The organism is Rhodococcus shunpengi (assembly GCF_048381395.1).
Lineage (GTDB): Bacteria > Actinomycetota > Actinomycetes > Mycobacteriales > Mycobacteriaceae > Rhodococcus.
The window spans coordinates 269,425-290,622 of record NZ_JBLWIU010000032.1 but is presented as its reverse complement, the minus strand read 5'-3'; the positions used below and the strand labels follow the sequence as shown (position 1 = coordinate 290,622).

11 protein-coding genes are annotated in these 21,198 nt (G+C 69.5%); 4 read left to right on the top strand and 7 right to left on the bottom strand.

What is annotated here, in order from left to right; translation table 11 throughout:
• Window positions 1-50: 50 nt before the first annotated feature.
• On the bottom strand, window positions 51-1,415 hold the full coding sequence (locus ACNJ7K_RS19800) for a cation:dicarboxylate symporter family transporter (protein WP_120283942.1): 1,365 nt from the start codon (window positions 1,413-1,415) through the stop codon (window positions 51-53).
• Between the two features lie 261 nt (window positions 1,416-1,676).
• Here ACNJ7K_RS19800 and ACNJ7K_RS19795 point away from each other — a divergent pair, with 261 nt between their 5' ends.
• A complete protein-coding gene (locus ACNJ7K_RS19795; RefSeq protein WP_159416705.1) occupies window positions 1,677-3,224 on the top strand; it encodes a sensor histidine kinase in 1,548 nt (515 codons plus the stop codon).
• A complete protein-coding gene (locus tag ACNJ7K_RS19790) occupies window positions 3,221-3,913 on the top strand; it encodes a response regulator (protein ID WP_120281438.1) in 693 nt (230 codons plus the stop codon). Before ACNJ7K_RS19795 ends, ACNJ7K_RS19790 begins: the two co-directional genes overlap by 4 nt.
• A gap of 197 nt (window positions 3,914-4,110) precedes the next feature.
• On the opposite strand, the gene ACNJ7K_RS19785 is transcribed toward ACNJ7K_RS19790, so the two are convergent.
• Both ACNJ7K_RS19785 and ACNJ7K_RS19780 read right to left on the bottom strand, forming a co-directional pair.
• Window positions 4,111-6,258 carry a S9 family peptidase gene (locus ACNJ7K_RS19785; RefSeq protein WP_487042083.1) on the bottom strand — a complete coding sequence of 716 codons (2,148 nt, stop codon included), beginning with the start codon at window positions 6,256-6,258 and terminating at the stop codon, window positions 4,111-4,113.
• Window positions 6,259-6,264: 6 nt separating this feature from the next.
• The gene (locus ACNJ7K_RS19780; RefSeq protein WP_159416707.1) at window positions 6,265-7,152 is read right to left on the bottom strand and encodes a phosphoribosylaminoimidazolesuccinocarboxamide synthase; all 888 of its coding nucleotides are present in this window, start codon (window positions 7,150-7,152) and stop codon (window positions 6,265-6,267) included.
• 105 nt (window positions 7,153-7,257) lie between these two features.
• On the opposite strand from ACNJ7K_RS19780, the gene ACNJ7K_RS19775 reads away from it, so the two are divergent.
• Entirely contained in the window at window positions 7,258-8,691 is a 1,434-nt protein-coding gene (locus tag ACNJ7K_RS19775) for an MDR family MFS transporter (RefSeq protein ID WP_192378629.1), read from the top strand.
• A gap of 74 nt (window positions 8,692-8,765) precedes the next feature.
• Window positions 8,766-9,164: a hypothetical protein gene (locus ACNJ7K_RS19770; RefSeq protein ID WP_487042082.1), complete on the top strand. Its 399-nt coding sequence runs from the start codon at window positions 8,766-8,768 to the stop codon at window positions 9,162-9,164.
• A 49-nt stretch (window positions 9,165-9,213) separates the two neighbouring features.
• On the opposite strand, the gene entS is transcribed toward ACNJ7K_RS19770, so the two are convergent.
• From entS to ACNJ7K_RS19750, 4 genes are all read right to left on the bottom strand, one after another.
• Complete coding sequence (gene entS / locus ACNJ7K_RS19765) at window positions 9,214-10,464, bottom strand: enterobactin transporter EntS (protein ID WP_487042081.1); 1,251 nt, start codon at window positions 10,462-10,464, stop codon at window positions 9,214-9,216.
• Window positions 10,465-10,474: 10 nt separating this feature from the next.
• Window positions 10,475-10,696, bottom strand: a complete 222-nt coding sequence (locus ACNJ7K_RS19760) for a phosphopantetheine-binding protein (protein ID WP_059382429.1) — start codon at window positions 10,694-10,696, stop codon at window positions 10,475-10,477.
• Between the two features lie 40 nt (window positions 10,697-10,736).
• Window positions 10,737-19,976, bottom strand: coding sequence for an amino acid adenylation domain-containing protein (locus ACNJ7K_RS19755; protein ID WP_487042080.1), 9,240 nt, complete (start codon window positions 19,974-19,976; stop codon window positions 10,737-10,739).
• A gap of 111 nt (window positions 19,977-20,087) precedes the next feature.
• Window positions 20,088-21,116, bottom strand: a complete 1,029-nt coding sequence (locus ACNJ7K_RS19750; RefSeq protein WP_159416711.1) for an ABC transporter substrate-binding protein — start codon at window positions 21,114-21,116, stop codon at window positions 20,088-20,090.
• Window positions 21,117-21,198: the final 82 nt, after the last annotated feature.

The window sequence follows — 21,198 nt, the reverse complement described above, 5'->3', positions numbered from 1 at the left end:
GCTACGGAAATTTTCCGTAGCGGACAGCCATTGTCGTAGCGGATGCCGGATCAGACGGAGACCTTCTCCAGCGTCGCCGGTTCGCGCTCGGGAGCGGGCTCGTGATCGTCGATCATCATGCTCTCGTCGAACGGCAACCGTCCGCTGAGCACCTCGTCGACGCGTTCACGGTCCACCGACCGGGTCCAGGTGCCGATGAGCAGGGTCGCGATGGCATTGCCGGAGAAGTTGGTGACGGCTCGCGCCTCGGACATGAACCGGTCGACACCGACGATCAGGCCGACGCCGTCGAGCAGGTCGGGACGGTGGCTCTGCAGACCACCGGCCAGCGTCGCCAGACCTGCACCGGTGACCCCGGCCGCCCCCTTCGAGGCGACGATCATGAACAGCAGGAGCGAGAGCTGCTCGCCCATGTTCAGCGGGCTGCCCATCGCGTCGGAGACGAACAGAGCGGCCATCGTCAGGTAGATCGCGGTGCCGTCCAGGTTGAACGAGTAGCCGGTGGGCACGACCACGCCGACGGTGGTGCGCTGGACACCGAGGTGCTCCATCTTGGCGATCAGGCGCGGCAGCGCGGACTCCGACGACGACGTCGCGAAGATGAGCAGATACTCGCGGGCGAGGTACTTCACGAGCTTGAACACCGAGACACCGGCGACGGCCCGCAGCAGCGATCCGAGGACGCCGAAGACGAACACGGCGCACGTGAGGTAGAAGGCGATCATCAGCACACCGAGCTGCAGGACCGCGCTCAGTCCGGTCTGACCGACGACGTTGGCGATGGCGCCGAACGCACCGATCGGGGCGAGCCACAGGATCATCGTCAGGATGCGGAAGACGAGCTTCTGCAGATGGGCGATACCGCGGAGGATCGGTTCACCCGACTTGCCGATGCCCTGGATCGCGAAGCCGACGAGCAGCGCCACGAACAGGGTCTGCAGGACACTGCCTGCGGTCAGCGCGGAGAGCAGGGAGGTCGGGATGATCGACGCGATGAAGTCGACGGTGCCGCCGGCCGCGTGCGCCTTCTCTGCGAGTTCGGCACCCGAACCGGCGTTGGCCGGGTCGAGGGTCAGGCCCGAGCCCGGGTCGAGCAGGTTGCCCACACCGAGGCCGATCGCGAGTGCCACGGTCGACATGCCCACGAAGTAGATCAACGCGAGTCCGCCGATCCGGCCGACGCTCGCCGCGGCCCGGACCGACCCGATGCCGAGCACGATGGTGCAGAAGATCACCGGGCTGATCATCATCTTGATCAGGTCGACGAACATGGTGCCGAGGACACCGAGCGACTTGCCCGTCTCCGGGGCCAGCCATCCGACGGCGATACCGGCGACGACAGCGATGATGACGCCGATGTACAGCCAGTGGGTACGGTCGCGGCGTTTCTCGCCACGCACTGTTGTGGTGCTCATGGGGTGCCCTTCGATCATGCGCGGGCTCGTCGCGCGATGTTCACGGATAACGGGATGCGGTGACGCACCGGCGAGGACTCGGGAATCGACCGTGGTTCGGTCGGGTACTACGGGACCCTGGTAGGGCCTTTCCGCGCCCGGGCGGTGACCGGCATCACGTCCACACAGGGAAATGGTGGTGGTCCGCTCACTGCGGGAGAAGTTTGTGTACATAGTGTTCACGGGAGGTGACCGTTGAACCGTCGGGAGGCGAGACCGCCGATGAGCGTGGCGGGCCAGCTGCTCATCCTCCAACTGGTGGTGTTCACGGTGGTAGCGATCGTGGCGGGCGCGCTCATCGTCGTCGACGAACGCCGCGACGCCGACGAGGCCACACGCCGCACCGTGACGGATATCGCAGTGACCGCCGCGCTGTTCCCGGAGGTCTCGGACGGATTGGTCTCTCCTGATCCGACGGCAGCGCTCCAACCCCGCGCCGAACAGATCCGTGAGGCGACCGGGGTGGACTTCGTCGTCGTCGTGGACCCCGAGGGTATCCGTGTGACACACCCGGTCCCGGAGCAGATCGGACTCCCCTACACGGGTCACACCGACGAGGCCCGCTCGGGCACGCCGTTCACCGAGACGTACACCGGCAGCCTGGGCCCGTCGATACGCACCATCGCCCCCGTCTACGACGACGGCACGCTCGTCGGGTTCGTGTCGGTCGGGGTGACGCGGGAGAGGATCGCCGAGAACTTCGTGCGGAGCCTGCCGGGCATCCTCGGCCTGGTAGCAGCCGGGCTCGTGGTCACCGCGGCGGGCGGCTACCTCATCTCCCGGCGGCTCCGCCGGCAGACCCTCGGCCTCAATCCCGACCAGCTGCGGCGCATGTACGAACACCACGACGCCGTCCTGCACTCGATCGGTGAGGGACTACTGGTGTTCGGTACCGCAGACGGTTCCCCCCGCGTCGACATCGTCAACGACGAGGCCCGCCGGCTGCTCGGGCTGGAGCCCGTCGGCGCGGTGGAGTTCGACGGTCTGCCCGCGACGGTGCGCGAACTCGCCGTCGCCGACGAGGCACGCGACGAGGTGCATCTGACCCGGGACCGGGTCCTGGTGGTGAACAGCGATGCGGTGCTGTGGAAACGGCGACGCATCGGCACGGTCGTCACTCTTCGCGACCACACCGAACTACGCGGTGTCCTGGGTGAACTCGACTCGGTCCGCGGGTTCGCCGAGTCACTGCGTGCGCAGGCACACGAGTCGGCGAACCGCCTGCACACCATCATCACGATGGTCGAGCTCGGCCGGCCGGAGGAGGCGGTCGCCTTCGCGACGCAGGAACTGGCGGTGTCCCAGCACCTGATCGACAGGCTGACCGGTGCCGTCCACGAACCGGCGCTGTCGGCCCTGCTGCTCGGCAAGATCGACGAGGCCGCCGAACGCGGTGTGGAACTGACCGTCACCGACGACACGGAACTCGGTCCGGTGCCGATCCCGGCGCGCGATATCGTCACTCTCGTCGGGAATCTCATCGACAACGCCATCGACGCCTCCCATGCGTCGGACGATCCATGGGTGGAGGTTACTGTGCGCCAGGAGGATTCGTCGATGATCGTCGAGGTCGCCGACAGCGGACCGGGAATGTCGCCGGAAGTGCTGGCCCGGGCCATGCAGCGCGGGTACTCCACCAAGTCCGAGCAGCGCGGTCTCGGACTCGCGCTCGTCGCCCAGGTCGTCGCGCGTCACGGTGGCACCCTGCGCACCGAACCATCGCTGGGATCGATGATCGTCGCCGAGATCCCCGTCGGGGGCACATCGTGATCCGGGTACTGATCGTCGAGGACGAGCCGCTCATCGCCGAGGCCCACCGCGAATACGTCGGCAGGGTGGACGGATTCGAGGTGGTGGGCGTCGCGCACACGGGCAGCGACGCCGTGCGGGCGGTCGCGTCGGCGGCGCGGGCAGGAACGCCGGTGGATCTGGTGCTGCTCGACATCGGGCTCCCCGACACGAACGGCCTCGAGGTCGCTGCGCGCCTGAGCGCCGGTCGCCCGAGCCCCGACATCATCGCCGTCACGTCGAACCGCGATCTGGAGGTCGTGCGGACGGCGGTCGCGCGGGGCGTCGTGTTGTACCTGCTCAAGCCGTTCACCTTCGCGGCGCTGCAGGACAAGCTCGAACAGTACGTGGCCTACCGCTCGGCGTTGCGCGACGCCGAGACGGCGGCAGGTCAGCACGACATCGACCGCGCCATGGCGGCGCTGCGCACGAGCAGTTCCCGTCCGTCGACCCCCAAGGGCATCTCCCCCGACACGCTGTCGAAGATCACCGATTTCCTCCACGACGCCGACGGCCCCCGCACCGCCGCGGAAGTCGGCTCGGCCGTGGGGGTCTCACGCGTCACCGCGTGGCGTTATCTCGAACGACTCGCCGACGACGGAGCCGCGACCCGCCTCACCGAGTACGGCCGCGCCGGCCGGCCGCAGGTCCGGTACGAACTGCGCAGGTGAGCGGTCGTGCATCCGCTACGAGTTCGACCATCCGCTGCGGCAATTGCTGCGGTGAACAGCGAAAACGCGAGCGGATACGAGTAGCTCACGGCAGGTAGTGCTTGCGGACCGTGTTCACGGGTGCGGACGGTGCGGGTCGCCGGATCGACCGCACCGGTCACCTCCCCTGTTCCACCGACGTGGCCTCGGGGTGCAGGCTACTGCGCGGAAGCCTCCGCGCGGTAGGCGCCGGACGTCTCGAGCACCCACGCGAACTCGAACGCGACCTCGCGCCACTTCTCGTAGCGACCCGACACACCGCCGTGTCCCGCACTCATCTCCGTCTTGAGCAGCAAGGGGGCATCGCCGGTCTTCGTCGCGCGCAGCTCGGCGACCCACTTGGCGGGTTCGACGTACAGCACGCGGGTGTCGTTGATGCTGGTGATCGCGAGGATCGCCGGGTAGTCCTTGGCCTCGACGTTCTCGTAGGGGCTGTACGAGCGCATGTACTCGTATACCTCGGGGTTCTCGAGCGGGTTGCCCCACTCGTCCCATTCGATCACCGTGAGCGGCAGGGACGGATCGAGGATCGAGGTGAGCGGGTCGACGAACGGGACGTTCGCGAGGATGCCCGCGAACAGCTCGGGTGCGATGTTCGCGACCGCACCCATGAGCAGGCCACCGGCACTGCCTCCGTCGGCGACCAGCTTCTCCGGACTCGTGACGCCGGTGTCGATCAGGTGCCGCGCGCACGCCACGAAGTCGGTGAAGGTGTTCTTCTTCGTCAGCGACTTGCCGTTCTCGTACCAGTGCCGGCCCATCTCGCCGCCACCGCGCACGTGAGCGACCGCGAAGACCATGCCCCGGTCGAGCAGCGACAGGCGTGCGACGGAGAAGGCCGGGTCGATGCTGGCCTCGTACGAGCCGTAGCCGTACAGCAGCGTGGGGGCGTTGTCGGGGGTGCCCTTGCGCGCGACGATCGACAGCGGGATCTTCGTGCCGTCCTCGGCGGTCGCCCACTCGCGGCGCTGCTCGTAGAGCGTCGGGTCGAACTCGCCGAGCACCGGCTGCGACTTGAGGAGATTCAGCTCACCGGTGCTCACCGTGTAGTCGTAGACCCGGCTCGGCGTGATGAACGACGTGTAGCCCAGACGCAGTGTGGGCTGGGTCCATTCGGGGTTCGCGCCCGGTCCGACGGCGAAGAGTTCCTCGTCGAACTCGAGTTCGGTGAGCGTGCCGTAGCCCTCGTCGGTCAACGGCCACACCGCGAGTCGGGTGAGGGCCTCGCGGCGGTAGCCGAGCACGAGGTGTCCCTCGAACGCGTCGACGTCCTCGAGGCGCACGTCGTGGCGGTGCTCGATCAGGGTGCGCAGCGCGGACGGGTCGTCGACGGGAGCCTCGGCGAGAACGAAGTTCTCGGCCTTCTCCCCCGTCTCGGGGTCGACGTCGTTGTGCAGGATCAGGAAGCGGTCCTCACCGGCGATCACGGCGTGCTCGGCACCGTACTCGACACCTTCGCGGCGCGGCAGGATCACGCGGAATTCGCCTGTAGGGTTCTCGGATTCGAGCACCCACCCCTCGGTGGTGATCTTCGAGCCGACCCAGATCATGAGGTACTTCTCGCTGCGGGTCGAACCGATCGACACCCAGTACCGCTCGTCGGGTTCGTGGAAGACCTTCACGTCCTCGTCGACGGAGGTGCCGAGCTTGTGCCGCCAGACGGTGTCGGGCCGCCACGACTCGTCGACCGTCTGGTAGAAGACGTGGCTGTGGTCGAGCGCCCACGTCGCTCCCGGTGCGGTGCCGGGGATCTCGTCCGCCCGCATCTCACCGGTGGTGAGGTCCTTGATGCGCAGGGTGTAGCGCTCGTCGCCCACGACGTCGGTCGAGTACGCGAGCAGCGTGCCGTCGTGGCTGATCGAGAACGCCCCGAGCGAGAAGAACTCGTGCCCTTCGGCCTCGACGTTGCCGTCGAGGAGCACCTGTTCGCCGGGGAGTTCGACGCCCGGCGTGACGTTGGGCGGTGTCCAGTCGTCGGCGTCGGCGATCGGACACCGGCACTGGATCGCGTACTGCTTGCCCTCGACGGTGCGGGCGTAGTACCACCAGTCGCCCATCCGGGTGGGGACCGACATGTCGGTCTCCTGGGTGCGCGACCTGATCTCCTCGAAGATCGCCTCACGCAGCGGAGCGAGATGCTCCGTCTGCGCCTCGGTGTACGAGTTCTCCGCTTCCAGGTACGCGACGACCTCGGGGTCGTTCTTGTCGCGCAGCCATTCGTAGTCGTCGACGAAGGTGTGCCCGTGGTGGGTGCGCTCGAACGGCACCTTCTTCGCGACCGGCGGAGTGATCTTCGAGGAGGTCATATGCGGTCAGCCGATCCAATCGTCGAAGGACATTCCCGAAATACGTTCGTACGCCTCGATGTAGCGGGCACGCGTCTTGTCGACGACGTGCTGCGGCAGCGGCGGGGGCGGGGTGTCGGAGGCGCGGTCCCAGCCCGATTCGGGTCCGGTGAGCCAGTTCCGGACGATCTGCTTGTCGAAGCTGGGCTGCACCTTGCCCTCCTCGTACTCGTTCGCGTCCCAGTAGCGGGACGAATCCGGAGTGAGGACCTCGTCGGCGAGCACCAGATTGCCGGCCTTGTCGAGACCGAACTCGAACTTGGTGTCGGCGAGCAGGATGCCGCGTTCGGAGGCGTACATCGCGGCGCGGTCGTAGATGTCGAGCGTGTCCTGGCGCAGTTTCATCGCCAGGTCGAGCCCGACCTTCTCGACGACGTCGTCGAACGAGATGTTCTCGTCGTGGTCGCCGAGCGCGGCCTTGCTGGCCGGGGTGAAGATCGGCTCGGGCAGCCTGCTGGCCTCGACGAGGCCCTCGGGCAGGGCGACACCGCAGACGGAGCCCGTGGCCTGGTAGTCGAGCAGGCCGGAGCCGGTGAGGAAGCCGCGGGCGACGCACTCGACGGGCACCATCTCGAGGCGCTTGACCACGAGTGCGCGGCCGAGGACTTCCTCGGGGATACGCTCGTCGTCGGGTTCTCCCGCGAGATGGTTGTTGGTGGCGTCGAGCAGCTTGAAGAAGAACACGCTCATCGCAGTGAGGACCCGTCCCTTGTCGGGGATCGGGGTCTCGAGCACGTGATCGTAGGCCGAGATCCGGTCACTGGCGACGAGGAGCAGGTGCTCGTCGTCGATCACGTACAGATCACGCACCTTGCCGCCGGCGAGGTGTTGGTAGGACTCGAGTGAAGGACGCACGCTGACACCCTAGTGCTCATCGAGTGGGCGTACCGCAACCCGTGGCGGATATCCCACTCGGTCACAGCACGACGGAGCAGCGACGCGAGCGAGAACAGGAGTGGCATGGCCGCATCGTCGCGGGTGGACGTCGGGTTCAGGTCCGAGCGGGGCCCGATCCTCATCGCTCTGATGCTCGCCACCGCCCTCGTGGCGCTCGAGAGCACGATCCTGGCCACCGCGGTCCCGACGATCGTCGCCGACCTGGGTGGCTTCACGCAGTTCCCGTGGTTGTTCTCCGCCTACCTGCTCACGCAGGCGGTGCTCGTCCCGGTCTACGGCAAGCTCTCCGACGTCTTCGGCCGCACTCCGCTGCTGTTGTTCGGGATCGGGGTGTTCGCGGCGGGCTCGGTGCTGTGCGCGCTGGCGTGGAGCATGCCGGCGCTGATCGCGTTCCGTGCAGTGCAGGGACTCGGCGCCGGTGCGGTGCTGCCGATGGCGCAGACGATCGCCGGGGACATCTACACGGTCGCCGAGCGAGCCAAGGCGCAGGGTTATCTGGCCAGCGTGTGGGGCATGTCGGCGGTGGTCGGCCCGGCCGTGGGAGGCATCTTCGCCGACTTCCTGTCGTGGCGGTGGATCTTCTGGGTCAACCTGCCGTTGTGCGCCCTCGCGGCGTGGGTGCTCGTCCGAAACTTCCGCGAGGAGAAACCGGCCGGACCACGACCGCGGGTGGACTGGGCCGGCGCGGCGACCCTCGCGGCGGGCGCCGCCCTGTTGATCCTCGGCCTGCTCGAGGGTGGCCAGTCGTGGGCGTGGACGTCGGCGGCGAGCATCGGCATCTTCGGCGCGGGCGCGACGCTGATCGCGGTGTTCGTGTGGATCGAGTCCCGCGCGGCCGAGCCGATCCTGCCCATCCGCCTGTTCACCCGGCGGGTGCTCGTCACCACCAGCGCGGTGTCGTGCCTGGTGGGTGCGGTCGTGCTGGGGCTGACCTCGTACGTTCCGTCGTTCGTGCAGGGCGCGCTGGGGACCTCGGCGCTCGTCGCGGGTTTCACGCTGGCGACGATGACGATCGGCTGGCCGATCGCCGCGGCGCAGTCGGGCCGGTTCTACCTGCGGATCGGTTTCCGCAACACCGGCCTGGTGGGTGCGGTGCCGCTGCTCTGCGGCGCGGCACTGCTGACGCAGGTCGGGAAGGATTCGGCTCCCTGGCAGGTCGCGGTCTGCTGCGTGCTCGTCGGTCTCGGGATGGGGTTGATCGCCAGCCCGTCGCTGATCGCTGCGCAGTCGAGCGTCGAGTGGTCCGAGCGGGGTGTCGTCACGGGGGCGAACGCCTTCGCCCGCGCGATCGGCAGCGCGGTCGGAGTGGCGGTGTTCGGTGCGCTCGCCAACGCGGCCCTCGGTGGTGCAGTGGCGGACGAGACCACCACGGGGGCTCCCGACGCGGCGCAGTTGGCCGCGTCCGTGGCGCCGGTGTTCGTCGCCGTTCTGGTCTGCGCCGTCCTGCTGGTGTCGTGCGTGTGCCTGATCCCGAACCGTCCGGTGGCGACCGGGTAGGCGACACGCCGCGTGCCTATACCGTTACCTACGCGCTGTTTCGTATTCGCTCGAGATCGGGCACCATCTCTGCGGTGAGAACGACAAGCGGCGGCAAGGGCACCATCGACGACGTGACGTACTTCCCCGTCGGGGCTGCGGAGCATGCTCTGCAGCGACTGGCACACGCCACGGCGATGCAGGACACGACGGATTACGAGTCGCTGCGCTCTGCCATGGATGCGGAGTACTTCTGGCGCGGTGTCGCCGAGACCTTCCGGATCGCCGACGAGGCGTTCCGGATCGTGTCGTCCGCGACCCGCGACCGGCAGGACATCTCCGCGCACGTCATGGCACGCGCTGCCGACTGGGTGGGCACCATCGAGCTCGCCACCGAGGGATCCCGGTTGTACGGCGCGCTCGTCGCCTACACCCAGGGCGTCAGCGAAGGGTATTCGGCCGTGGAGGCGTGGGCGCGCGACGGACGGGCATGACACGAAGGTGGGGCCGGGTTCACCCGGCCCCACCTCGTCGACCCGCAGGTCAGCCCACAGATTCGAGGTCGCCCGCGTCCTCGAACCGCCGCAGCGTCGGGGTCGCGACGAACATGATCGCGATGATCACCACACCGGCCACGCCGTAGACGGTCAGGGCCATCGAGATCGGCACCAGCGAGGCCACGACGCCCGCCGCAACCGCACCGACGGAGGCACCGGCCGTCACCTGCGCACCCCACACGGCCGCGATCCGTCCGCGGTACTCGTCGGAGGTGTTGCGCTGGACGGTCGCGTACCGCACGACGTCCGCGAGCGAGTCGCCGAAACCGTGCGCGGCGAGGCCGAGCAGCACGACAGCGAGGACACCGGTCGCGCCGGCGCCTACCAGACCCGCGGCGGAGACCGCCATGAGCAAGTAGACCACCAGCCCGTAGCGTCGGATCGAGCCGGTCCAGCCGCTGGTCAGCGAGCCGACCACCGCACCGACGGCGGGCGCGGTGTAGAGCAGGCCCACCACCGACGGTCCGACGCCGAGCACCTCGTCGGCGAACTCCGGGATGAGCACGGCCCAGCCGGACAGCAGCATCGCCAGGAATCCGACGATCAGCACCTGCCCCACCACGCGGTTGTGCGCTGCGTACCGGAAGCCCGACACCACCGATTTCAACGGTGATTCCTCCGCGACGTGTGTCGGAGGCAGCGACGGCAGGCGAGTGATGCAGAAGGTGGTGATCGCCGTGGTGAACGCCGCGAGCGCGTAGGCCACGCCCACACCACCGCCGGCGATGACGACACCACCGAGCGCCGGGCCGATCATGGAGCCCAGATCGGCGGTCAGCGCCATCAGTGCACCGGCCGCGGCGAGTTTGTCGCGCGGGATCAAGCTCGGGGTGACGGCCATCAGTGCGGTCGACGAGATCCCGCCCGCAATGCCGTCGACGACGGCGAGCACGTAGATCGCCCACAACTGCGGTTCGGGCAGGAACGCGTTGATCGCCAGCAGCGCGAAGGCGACGCCCGCGGTGCCGCGCGCGAGGGCGATGACGTTCCGCCGGTCGTACCGGTCGGCGAGCACCCCACCCGCGAAGGTGGCCCCGAAGGTGGTCACACCGATCACCGCGGAGACCGCGGCGACCTGCGCCGTCGAGCCGGTGAGCTGATACACCTGCACGGGCACGGCCACGATGAGGAAACCGAGACCGAACAGCGACACGACGCGTGCGGTGAACAGGTACCGGAACTCGCGGCTGGTCCGCAGCGGGTCGAGGTCGATGAAGAGCTTCTCGAAGACGGCCACGATCACCCGCTCATCCGCGGGTGAGCAGCGCGATCCACTGCTCGAGGTCGGGGGCCGAGGCGAGGTCCACGAAGTCGACCTCGACGCCGGCGCTGCGCCACTGTTCCACGAGGGCCATCAGCCGGACGGAGTCGAGTCCCTGGTCGACGAGGCTCGCCGAGGGGTCGAGTTCGTCGACGTCGATGTCCAGGATCCGGGCGGTGTCGGCAAGGACGGTAGTGCGATCGAGCATGGTGTTCTCCTTCTTTCGATGTGTGCAGGCGCGCTGTGCCCTAGTAAGCGGTGCCGGTGAGTTCTCTCGCGACGACGACCTGCACCGTGTCCTGCCAGATCCGCGCGATCTCGGCGAGCGTGTCCGCGTCGACCACGTCCGCTGCGGCGGCGAACTCGCATTCCAGAACCGCGCCGTCCGGGGTGTCCTCGGTGATCGCGTCCACCTGCAGGACGTGGTCGAGCGGCATGTCCGGATCCACCGAACCGCCGATCGCAGCCGCACCCGGTGCACCCGACCACGGGCTGCCGGACGCCTCGCCGAGCGTGAGCCGGCCGAGGTAGTTGAAGACGACGGCCGGCGGCACGTACCGGGCGAAGCGGTCGCCGAAGTCCGGGTTCAGTCGACGCAGCAGGCCGAAACCGATGCCGTTGTCGGGCCGTTCCCGCGACGCGCGGGCCACCGCGCGCAGCGCCGCGCCCGCGGCATCGGTGTCCCGGGACGCGGACGCCACATCGACCTCCGACAGGTCCACCGTCACCGGGTACATCGACGTGAACCAGCCGACCGTGCGCGAGAGGTCGGCACCGGGGACCACCTGCTCCTCCCGACCGTGTCCCTCGAGGTCGATGCGGACCTGGTCGCCGCCCCGGACCGACGCCACCGCGACGGCGAGGGCCGAGAGCAGGATGTCGTCGACCACGTCCGCGGCCAGGACCCGCTCGGTGACGTCGACGGACAGGTGCACGCGGGTCGACCGGGTCGAGAGGACGGTGTCGCGTGCCGGATCGAGCGGGCGCGAACCGAGCATCGGTTCATCGGCTTCGACGGCGCGCTGCCAGGTCGACCACGACGCGGTGATCCGCTCCGAGCGCGCGGCCTTCGCGAGTTCGTCCGCCCACACCCGGAAGGGTGTGCCGCTCGACGCCAGGGTCACCGTCTCCCCACGCTCGGCCTGTTCGACGGCGTCGGCGAGGTCGGGGACGAGGATCCGCCACGACACGCCGTCCACCACGAGGTGGTTCACGACGATCAGGACGCGTCCGGCCTGCTGCGACCCGAAGTCGAACCACACGACCTGCACCATGACACCGTTCCCGGGATCGAGTGCGGCGTACGCGTTCTCACGTTCCTCGTCGAACAGCTCGCCCCACTCCCGGCCGGTCGCGGCGACGCGGCGCACGGAGCCGGTGAGGTCGGGGACGGTCTCGGGGACCATCCACGACGGCCGGCCTTCGTCGTCGACACGGAAGGTCGAGCGCAGCATCGGGTGGGCGGCCACGAGTGCCTCGACCGCGGTCCGCAGGGTGTCGAGCGTGAGCCCGACCGGCGCGACGAGCAGTCTCGCCTGCGAGAACCGGGACAGGCCGGTCCACTGTTCGAGGGTGTCCCACACGATCGGCGTGACGGTCACCTCGCCGGTCGCGTCGCCGACGGCTGCCGGACGGGTCTGTCCGCCGCCACTGTCGATCGCGGCCGCGAGTGCCTCGACGGTGCGCAGTTCGATCACCTGACGGGTGGTGATCCACAGTCCTGCCGCCCGGACCTTCGACACGAGCTGGATCGAGACGATCGAGTCGCCACCGAGGGAGAAGAAGTCGTCGTCGATCCCCACCCGTTCGAGTCCGAGCACGTCCGCGACGAGTCCCGCCAGGACCCGCTCGGTGTCGGTGCGCGGTGCACGCGCGCCGACCAGCGACGAGAAGTCCGGCTCGGGCAACGCCTTCCGGTCGACCTTGCCGTTGGCGGTGACGGGGAAGGTGTCGAGCACGAGCACCACGGCGGGCACCATGTAGTCGGGCAGGCGCTCGGCGACGGCGGCACGGACGACCGCCGGATCGACGTCACCGTCCGGGGTCACGTAGCCGACCAGACGCGTCACTCCCCGACTGTCGGTGTGCGCGTTCACGACCGCGTCCCGCACCCCGCGCACCGCGGTCAGCGCGGCCTCCACCTCGCCGAGTTCGACCCGGAAGCCGCGGATCTTGACCTGGTCGTCGCCGCGGCCGAGGAATTCGAGCACGGGTCGGCCGTCGGCCCCGCGCACCCTCCGGACGAGGTCGCCGGTGCGGTACATGCGGGTGCCGTCGTCGGCGAAGGGATTCGGCAGGAACCGGACCGTCGTGAGGTCGGGCCGTCCGAGATATCCGCGGGCGACGCCGGCACCGGAGACGTACAGTTCGCCGACCACACCCATCGGCACGGGCCGGAGCATCGCGTCGAGGATGTAGGCACCGGCGCCGTGCACGGCTCGGCCGAGGCAGGGTGTATCGGCGTCGATGACCGACCCGATGAGCGAGTCCACGGTGCATTCGGTGGGTCCGTAGAGGTTGAAGGCACGCCCGTCCGTCAACTCCCGCAGTCGTTGCCACGACGCCGGATTGACGGCCTCGCCGCCGAATCCGACGGAGGCGGGGCGGTGTCCGCTCTCGTACAGTCCCGCCGCGAGCATGCGGTCGAGGAAGGACGGGGTGACCTCGAGGAAGTCGAGTTCGTGCTCGAGCGTGTACGCGACCATCCGTTCGGGATCACGCATGGTGTCCTCGTCGAAGACGTGCACGGTGTGCCCGTCGAGCAGCCACAGGGTGGGCTGCCACGACGCGTCGAAGCCGAACGACCATGCGTGCCCGACGCCGACGGAGTCGCGTCCGGTCGCCGTGACGGTCGGGACGTAGAGATCGGCGCGGTGACTCTCGAACAGGTTGAGCAGGTTCGCGTGCGTGACCGCAACCCCCTTCGGCAGTCCCGTCGAACCGGAGGTGTAGATGACGTACACACCGTTGTGGGGGTGCAGCGCAGCGCGCCGGTCGGCGTCCGTCATCGGGGCGCAGGAGAATCCGTCGAGTTGCCGTTGCAGGTCGGGGTCGTCGAGCACCACGATCCTCGTGTCACCCGCGGCGGGTGCGATGCCGTCGAGAACCGCGGCGACCGTGACGATCACCTGCGGACGCGAATCGGACACGATGTGCGCCAGTCGATCCTGCGGATAGGACGGATCCATCGGCACATAGACGCCCCCTGCCGAGATCGCCGCTGCGATCGCGACGACCATGTGCTCGGACCGCGGCAGCGCGAGTCCCACGACCGTCTCCGGTCCGATCCCGGCGTCGACGAGGAGCCGGGCGAGTCGCGCGGATCGGCGTCCCAGTTCCGCGAACGACAGCGTCGTGCCGCCGGCGACCACCGCCGGTGCCTCCGGGGTGCGCGCGATCTGCTGTGCGAGGAGGTCGGCGACGGTCGCCGCTCCGCTCGACGGTGCCGCGGGGGTCGCCGACCACTCGCTACGCAGACCGGCCCGCTCGTCGGCCGTGAGCACGTCGAGTTGCGCCACGGTCCCGGGGTTCTCGGCGACGAGCTGGTCGAGGATGCGCACGAGCCGCTCCCCCAGCGCGGTGGCGTCGGCGTCGGTGAAGAGATCGGTCCGGTACTCGAGGCCGAGGTGCAGTTCGCCCTCCAGCCCGGCGACCAGCACCAATGGGAAGTTCGTGGCGTCCGAGCCCCCGACCGAGCCGACCCGCACGCCGCCGTCCCGCTGTGCCGCGTCGAGGGCGTCGCGGTCGACGGGATAGTTCTCGAAGACGAGGAGGGTGTCGAACAGTTCGCCGATGCCGACGGCACGTTGGATATCGGCGAGACCCACGTACTGGTGGTCCATCACGCGGTTCTGGGCGCCGTGCGTGCGCGCGACGAGATCGGTGATCGACTCCCCTGCCTGCGCGCGGACGCGCACCGGGACGGTGTTGATGAACAGGCCGATCATCGATTCCACGCCCGGCACGTCGGGGACGCGCCCGGAGACGATCGCGCCGAAGACGACGTCGCTTCTGCCGGTGAGCGATCCGACGAGAAGCCCCCAGGCGGTCTGGACGAGTCCGTTGACCGTGACGCCCTGTGCGCGGCTCGCCTCGACGAGTCGCCGCGACAACCCCTCGGGCACGGCGACCGTCAGTTCGGCGGGGAACTCCGGGCGCAGCGCCGTACCGGACGGTGCGACGAGGGTGGGTTCGTCCACGCCGTCGAGGAGTTCACGCCACACTTCGACACCGGCCGCGACGTCCTGTTCGCCGAGCCAGTCGAGGTAGTCGGAGAACGGCGCAACCGGCGCGAGTCCGGCGGCGGAACCCCCGGCGGCGTAGATCTGCAGGAGTTCCTGCACGAGCAACGGCGTGGACCAGCCGTCGGAGACGAGGTGGTGCATCGTGAACAGCAGTCGCGCCCGAGACGGCCCCGCGACCACCAGCGTGAAGCGCACCAGGGGTGCGGCCGCGAGATCGAATCTGCGGGTGCGGTCGGCGGCGAGCAGTTCCGCGACCCGTGCGTCGAGCACGTCCGGCTCGACGGTCCCGAGATCGACGACCTCCCAGTGCGGTTCGGCGGTGCGACGAACGACACCGATCGGTTCTCCGGACGCACCGAGTCGATATCCGGTGCGGAGCACGGCGTGCCGGCCGACGAGTGCACGCACCGAGCGCTGCATCGTATCGGCGTCGACGCGGCCGTCGAGGGCGAGCTCGGTCTGCATCGTGTAGACGTCGACACCTTCGGCGACACTGCCCGATCCGGACGGCTCGTCCAGTCCGGCCAGGAAGTACATGCCGCGCTGCAGGGGTGTCAGCGGCACGACGTCCTCGATGCCGTCCAGGTTCTCAGCGTGCAGGGCGAGCACCTCGTCGACGGACAATCCGGACGCCGTGAGCATCGACGGCACGGGAGCTCCCACGACGCCGCCGGTGACCGTGTCGGCGAGAAGGTGCAGCGCCGCGAGCCAGCGCTGTCCGATCCGACGGGCGCGGTCGGTGTCGAGCGCACCGGTGGCGTAGGTGAACACCGCCGACAGCGCGGGCCCGTCCGGGCCGTCCTCCGTGATCGCATTGACGTCGAGGACGTGGTCGAGGGGCATGGCCGGATCGACGGAACCGCCGAGCGCGGCAACCTCGGGTGCGGCCGACCATGCAGAGTCGGCGGTGTCGCCGAGGGTCATCCGGCCGAGGTAGTTGAACATCACCTCCGGAGCGCGGTAGCCGGCGAAGCGGTCGCGGTCGTCGCCGAGGAAACGCAGGATACCGAAGGCGATTCCGTTGTCGGGAATGCGCTTCAGCGATTCGGACGCGTGGGCGACGGCCCGGAGCGGATCACCGCCGTCGAGCGCGCGGCCTCCGCCGAGTTCGACGGTCACGGGGTACAGGGAGGTGAACCATCCGACGGTGCGCGACAGGTCGGCGCCGGGCACGATCTGTTCCTCGCGGCCATGACCCTCGAGATGCACTCGCAGGGCGGATCCGCCACAGACGTCGGTGACGGCGAGGGCGAGGGCTGCGAGCAGCACATCGCCGGTGCCGATACCGAGGGCGGACGGCACGGTGGTGAGGATGCGTTCGGTGAGGTCGACCGGCACGTCGATCTCCACGGACGCCGAGGTCGACACGATGTCGCGCTGCGGGTCCAGGGCGCGGCTTCCCACCGCGGGCGCACCCTCGGCGGCGAGGGCGGATTCCCAGATCGGCCACGATCCGGTGATCCGCTCGGACGAAGCCGCTTCGACGAGCGATTCCGTCCACTCCCGGAAGGACGTCCCCGTGTCCTCCGGCGCGGGCGTCTCCCCGCGGGTGGCCGCGGAGACGGCACCGGCGAGGTCGGGCACCAGGATCCGCCACGACACGCCGTCGACGACGAGGTGGTGCGCGACGACGACGATCCGCCCGGCCAGCTGCGGTCCCGGGTCGAGGAAGACCACGCGGAGCATGACCCCGGCCTCGGGGTCGAGTGCGTCGACGGCCTCCGACGACGCTTCGGCGATGAGGTCGTTCCACGAGACCTGTTCCGTCGTCGAGAGGTCGACTCGCCGGACGAGCGTCGCGACCTCCGGGATGTCGTCGGGCACGATCCACGACGGTCCGGAGTCGCCGACGGTGAACCGCGAGCGCAGCATGGGGTGGGCCGCGAGCAGCGCCCGCACGCCCGTGACGAGATCCGCCTCCCGCAGACCGACGGGGGCGACGAGCGTCCGGGACTGGGTGAATCGGCGCAGCGAGTCGAACGATCCGGACGCGAGGGATTCGTGCACGATCGGCGTGACGGGCACCGGGCCGGTCGCCGCCGTCCGGGCTCGCCGGGGTTCCTCGGCGGGTGCCTCGCACGCTGCGGCGAGTGCGGCGGCGGTGCGCAGTTCGAAGACCTGACGGGCCGTCACGCGCAGCCCGGCCGAGCGCAGACGCGACACCAGCTGGATGGAGACGATCGAATCGCCGCCGAGGGTGAAGAAATCGTCGTGGACCCCGACACGGTCGAGGCCGAGGACGTCGGCGATGGTGGCGCACAACGTCCGCTCGGTCTCCGTGCGCGGCTCGCCCGCACCCGCCAGGGACGAGAAGTCCGGCTCGGGCAACGCCTTCCGGTCGACCTTGCCGTTGGCCGTGAGCGGAAGGCCGGGAAGAGCGATGAGCACGGCGGGCACCATGTAGTCCGGCAGCCGGTCGGCGAGCGCGGTCCGCACCGCGGCGGTGTCGGGTCCGTCACCGACGATGTACCCGACGAGCCGCGTGGTCCCCCGGTCGTCGGTGTGCGCGACCACCACGGCGTTCCGCACGGCCGGATGCGCGGTGAGCGCGGTCTCGATCTCGCCGGGTTCCACGCGGAATCCTCGGATCTTGACCTGGTCGTCGTCGCGGCCGACGTATTCGAGTGCGCCGTCGTGCGTCCAGCGCACGACGTCGCCGGTGCGGTACATGCGGGTACCCGCCGGCCCGTGGGGGTCGGCGACGAACCGCGCCGCGGTCAGGTCGTGACGGCCGAGATAGCCACGGGTGACACCGTTTCCGGAGACATACAGTTCACCGGCCACTCCGATGGGCACGGGACGCAGCCAGTGATCCAGGACCCGCACGCTCGTCCCGGGGGTGGGACCACCGATCGTCACGGTGTCCCCGGTGATGCGCGCGGAGGTCGCGTCGACGGTGCATTCGGTGGGTCCGTAGCAGTTCGTCGCCACCACGTCGCTCGCGGCGAGTCGCTGCCACAGCGCGGTGCTCACGGCTTCGCCGCCCACGGTGACGGTCGCGGGAACGTGTCCACCGGGTTCGAGGAGCCCGGCGTCGAGGAGGCGGTTCATGAGCACGGGCACGGTGTCGACGTAGTCGATGCCGTGGGTGCGCACGTAGCCGACGATGTGGTCGACGTCGGCGCGGTACTCGTCGGGAAGCACGTGCAGCACATGGCCTTCGAAGAGCCAGGTGAGCGCGGCGACGGCCGAGTCGAAGGCGAACGGGTAGGTCAGCAGGACGTGCCACTGCCCGTCGCGCGGCGCACGACCGGCGGCCTGCATGGGCCCGGCGGCCTGTGCGGCGTGCAGGTCGGCGAGATTGGCGTGCGTGACGGCCACACCCTTCGGCAGACCCGTGGAACCGGAGGTGTAGACGACGTAGGCCAGATGATCCGGGCGGAGCGGAGCGCGCCGGTCCGCGTCCACGAGCGGAGCGGACGACAGCGCCGACAGTGCGGACTCGACGTCCGGGTCGTCGAGGACCAGCACGTCGACCCCCTCGAGCACATCGTCGAGGCCGGCGCGCACGGCTTCGGTGGTGATCACCAGACGCGGTGCGGCGTCGGTGATCATGTGCTTCAGCCGGTCGGCGGGATAGGACGGGTCGAGGGGCAGGTAGGCGCCTCCGGCGGTGAGGACGGCGACGATCGCGTCGACCATGGCGCCGGTCCGGGGAAGCGCGAGACCGACCCGGTCGTCGGGTCGCACGCCGCGATCGACGAGTAGCCTCGCCAGTCGCGCCGAGGCCGCACCGAGCTCACCGAACGACGACTGCTGTTCACCGCACACCACTGCGGGGCGGTCGGTGCCGGTGGTGAACCGGTACGCGAGCAGGTCGGCGACGGTGCCACTCGACGGTGCCGCGGGTGCGGTGGACCAGGTGCCCAGTACGCGTTCCCGTTCCGCGGACGGCAGGACGTCGAGGTCGGCGACAGGCGCATCGGGCCGGGCACACAGGGCCTCGAGTACCGCGACGAGGCGGTCACCCAGGGCGGCGGCCTCGTCCGCGTCGATCAGCGACGGACGGTGGTCGATCTTGACGACGAGCCGGTCGGACATGCCGGCCGTGAGGACCAGCGGATAGTTGGTGGCGTCGCGTCCGTCGACACCGGTGATCGTCACTCCCCCGGCGCGCTGCGCTCGCTCGAGGGCGTCGCGGTCGACGGGATAGCTCTCGAATACGGTGAGGGTGTCGAACAGTTCGCCGATCCCGACGGCGCGCTGCACCTCGGACAGACCCAGATACTGGTGGTCGACGGTGCGCGACTGTTCGAGCTGCACGCGTCGCAGCAGCTCGGCGACGGTCGCGGCGGGATCGAGCCGCACCCGCACCGGGACGGTGTTGATGAACAGGCCGACCATCGATTCCACGCCGACGAGTTCCGGCGGGCGACCGGAGACCGTCGCGCCGAAGACGATGTCGTCGCGGCCGAGCAGACCGGACAGGAGCATCGCCCACGCGGTCTGCAACACCGTGTTGAGGGTGACCCCGCTCGCGCGGGTGAGCTCCGCGAGCTGTGCTCCGAGTCCATCGGGAACCGGTACCTCGAGTTCGGCGCAGCGTTCCGACGAACGGGTCGCACCCGGCGGCGCCACGAGCGACGGCTCGGTCATACCGTCGAGCGCCTCGCGCCACAGCGACCGGGCGGCCTCGTGGTCCTGGCGCCCGAGCCACGCGAGGTAGTCACGGTAGGGGCGCACGGACGGCAGACCCGACGCCGATCCGCCGGCGGCGTAGATCTCGAGCAGCTCGCGCACCAGGATCGGGGACGACCAGCCGTCGACGACGATGTGGTGGGCGGTGAGCAGCAGGCGCACCTCGTCGGCGCCGAACCGCACGAAGGTCCAGCGCACGAGAGGCGGCTGCGTGAGGTCGAACCATCGGTGCAGGTCGTCCTCGACGATCCTCGCGAGCCGCTGTCCCGCCTCGCCGCGCTCGAGATCGGACAGATCCTCGCTGCGCCAGAGATTCTCCACTCCCGACACGACGAGACCCGCCGTACGGCCGTCCTTACGGGGACGGAAGCACGTGCGCAGCGCCGGATGACGGTCGAGCAGCGCCTGGGCGGAGGCCGCCATCCGGTCCTCGTCGACCGCGCCCGAGAGCCGCACCACCGATTGCACCGTGTAGGCGTCGGGGTCGGTCGCACCCGTGTCGTCGGATGTCGAGCCGGTCGGCGCCGCAACGGTGCTCAGGTAGAGCAGGCCCTGCTGCAGCGGCGAGAGCGGGACGATGTCTTCGAGCGCAGTGGAACGGGTCATCTGTCGCTTTCGGTATAGACGGTCATTTCGGGCACGGACGCCGAACGGCCCCCGCGTCGGGGACGTCGGGGGCCGTTCGGTCGGTGGTGCGGGGCGGGCCCGCAGCAGCGACTACTCCTGGCTCTGGTTGGCCGGAAGCTTCTCCAGCTCGGCATCGATGGAATCGAGTGCCAGCAGTGCAGTTTCGTAGGTCGCCGCACTGGAGTGCTTGACGGCGACGAGGTTGCCGGCCTTCACGGCGGGCAGATCCTGCCACAGCGGGGAGGCGAACAGTTCCTCCAGCTCGGGCGGCAGCGAACCGTCGGCCTCGACACCGTAGACGATCACCTCGGCCTCGCCGAGGTTCTCGGGCAACTGCTCGACCGACAGGTACTCGGCGTGGACGTCCGCAGGATCGGTCGGCTCCCCGTAGAAGTCGAAGCCGAGATCGTCGAACAGGTTGGTGGTGTACGACGAGGCGTACTCGCGGGAGAACTCACCGGGCTCGGTGCCACAGACACCGCAGACGCCCGCGAACTTCAGGCCCCCGAGCGAGTCGGCGTACTTGTCGGCGATCTCGGCGGCGCGAGCCTCGTACTCGTCCTTGAATTCCCCGTAGGAGTCGCTGACGTTCGCGGCATCGGCGTACTGTTCGCCGAGTTCGCGCCACTCACCCGGAACCGTGAGGCCGACGAAGACCACCGGGGCAAGCGACTCGAGCTTGGCCACGTCGACCTGCTCCTGCACGCGGGCCGGGACGCCCATGATGATGAGATCGGGATCGGCGGCAGTGACGGCCTCGTAGTTGAGTTCCGAGACGGCCCCGTCGGGAGCGACCTTCGGCAGCGCCTCGTAGGCGGCCAGGGTCTCCTCGTCCATGTTGTCGAGCTCGCGGCTCCACTCGCACACGGCGGCGAGGTTCGCGCCGGCCTGGATGAGGGGGAGGGTCGCGTACCCGCAGGACACGATCCGCTGCGGGTCGGCCGGGATCTCGATGCTGCCGTTCTGGGCTTCGAAGGTGCGCGTCGCGGAGGCGTTGCCGCTCTCCGCGCTACTGCCACTGTCGCCGTCGCTCGAACATCCCACAAGTCCGACGGCCAGCAGAGCTGCCGCGCCGAGCGCCGCGGCGCCCCGCGCGCGCTTGCGTTCCAGAACGCGCATCGTTGTTCTCCCAGATTCTCCCGCCGGGGCGCGTTGCCCCGGTCACGATTGGTTAGGCTAACCGAAAGAGACCGCCCCGCCA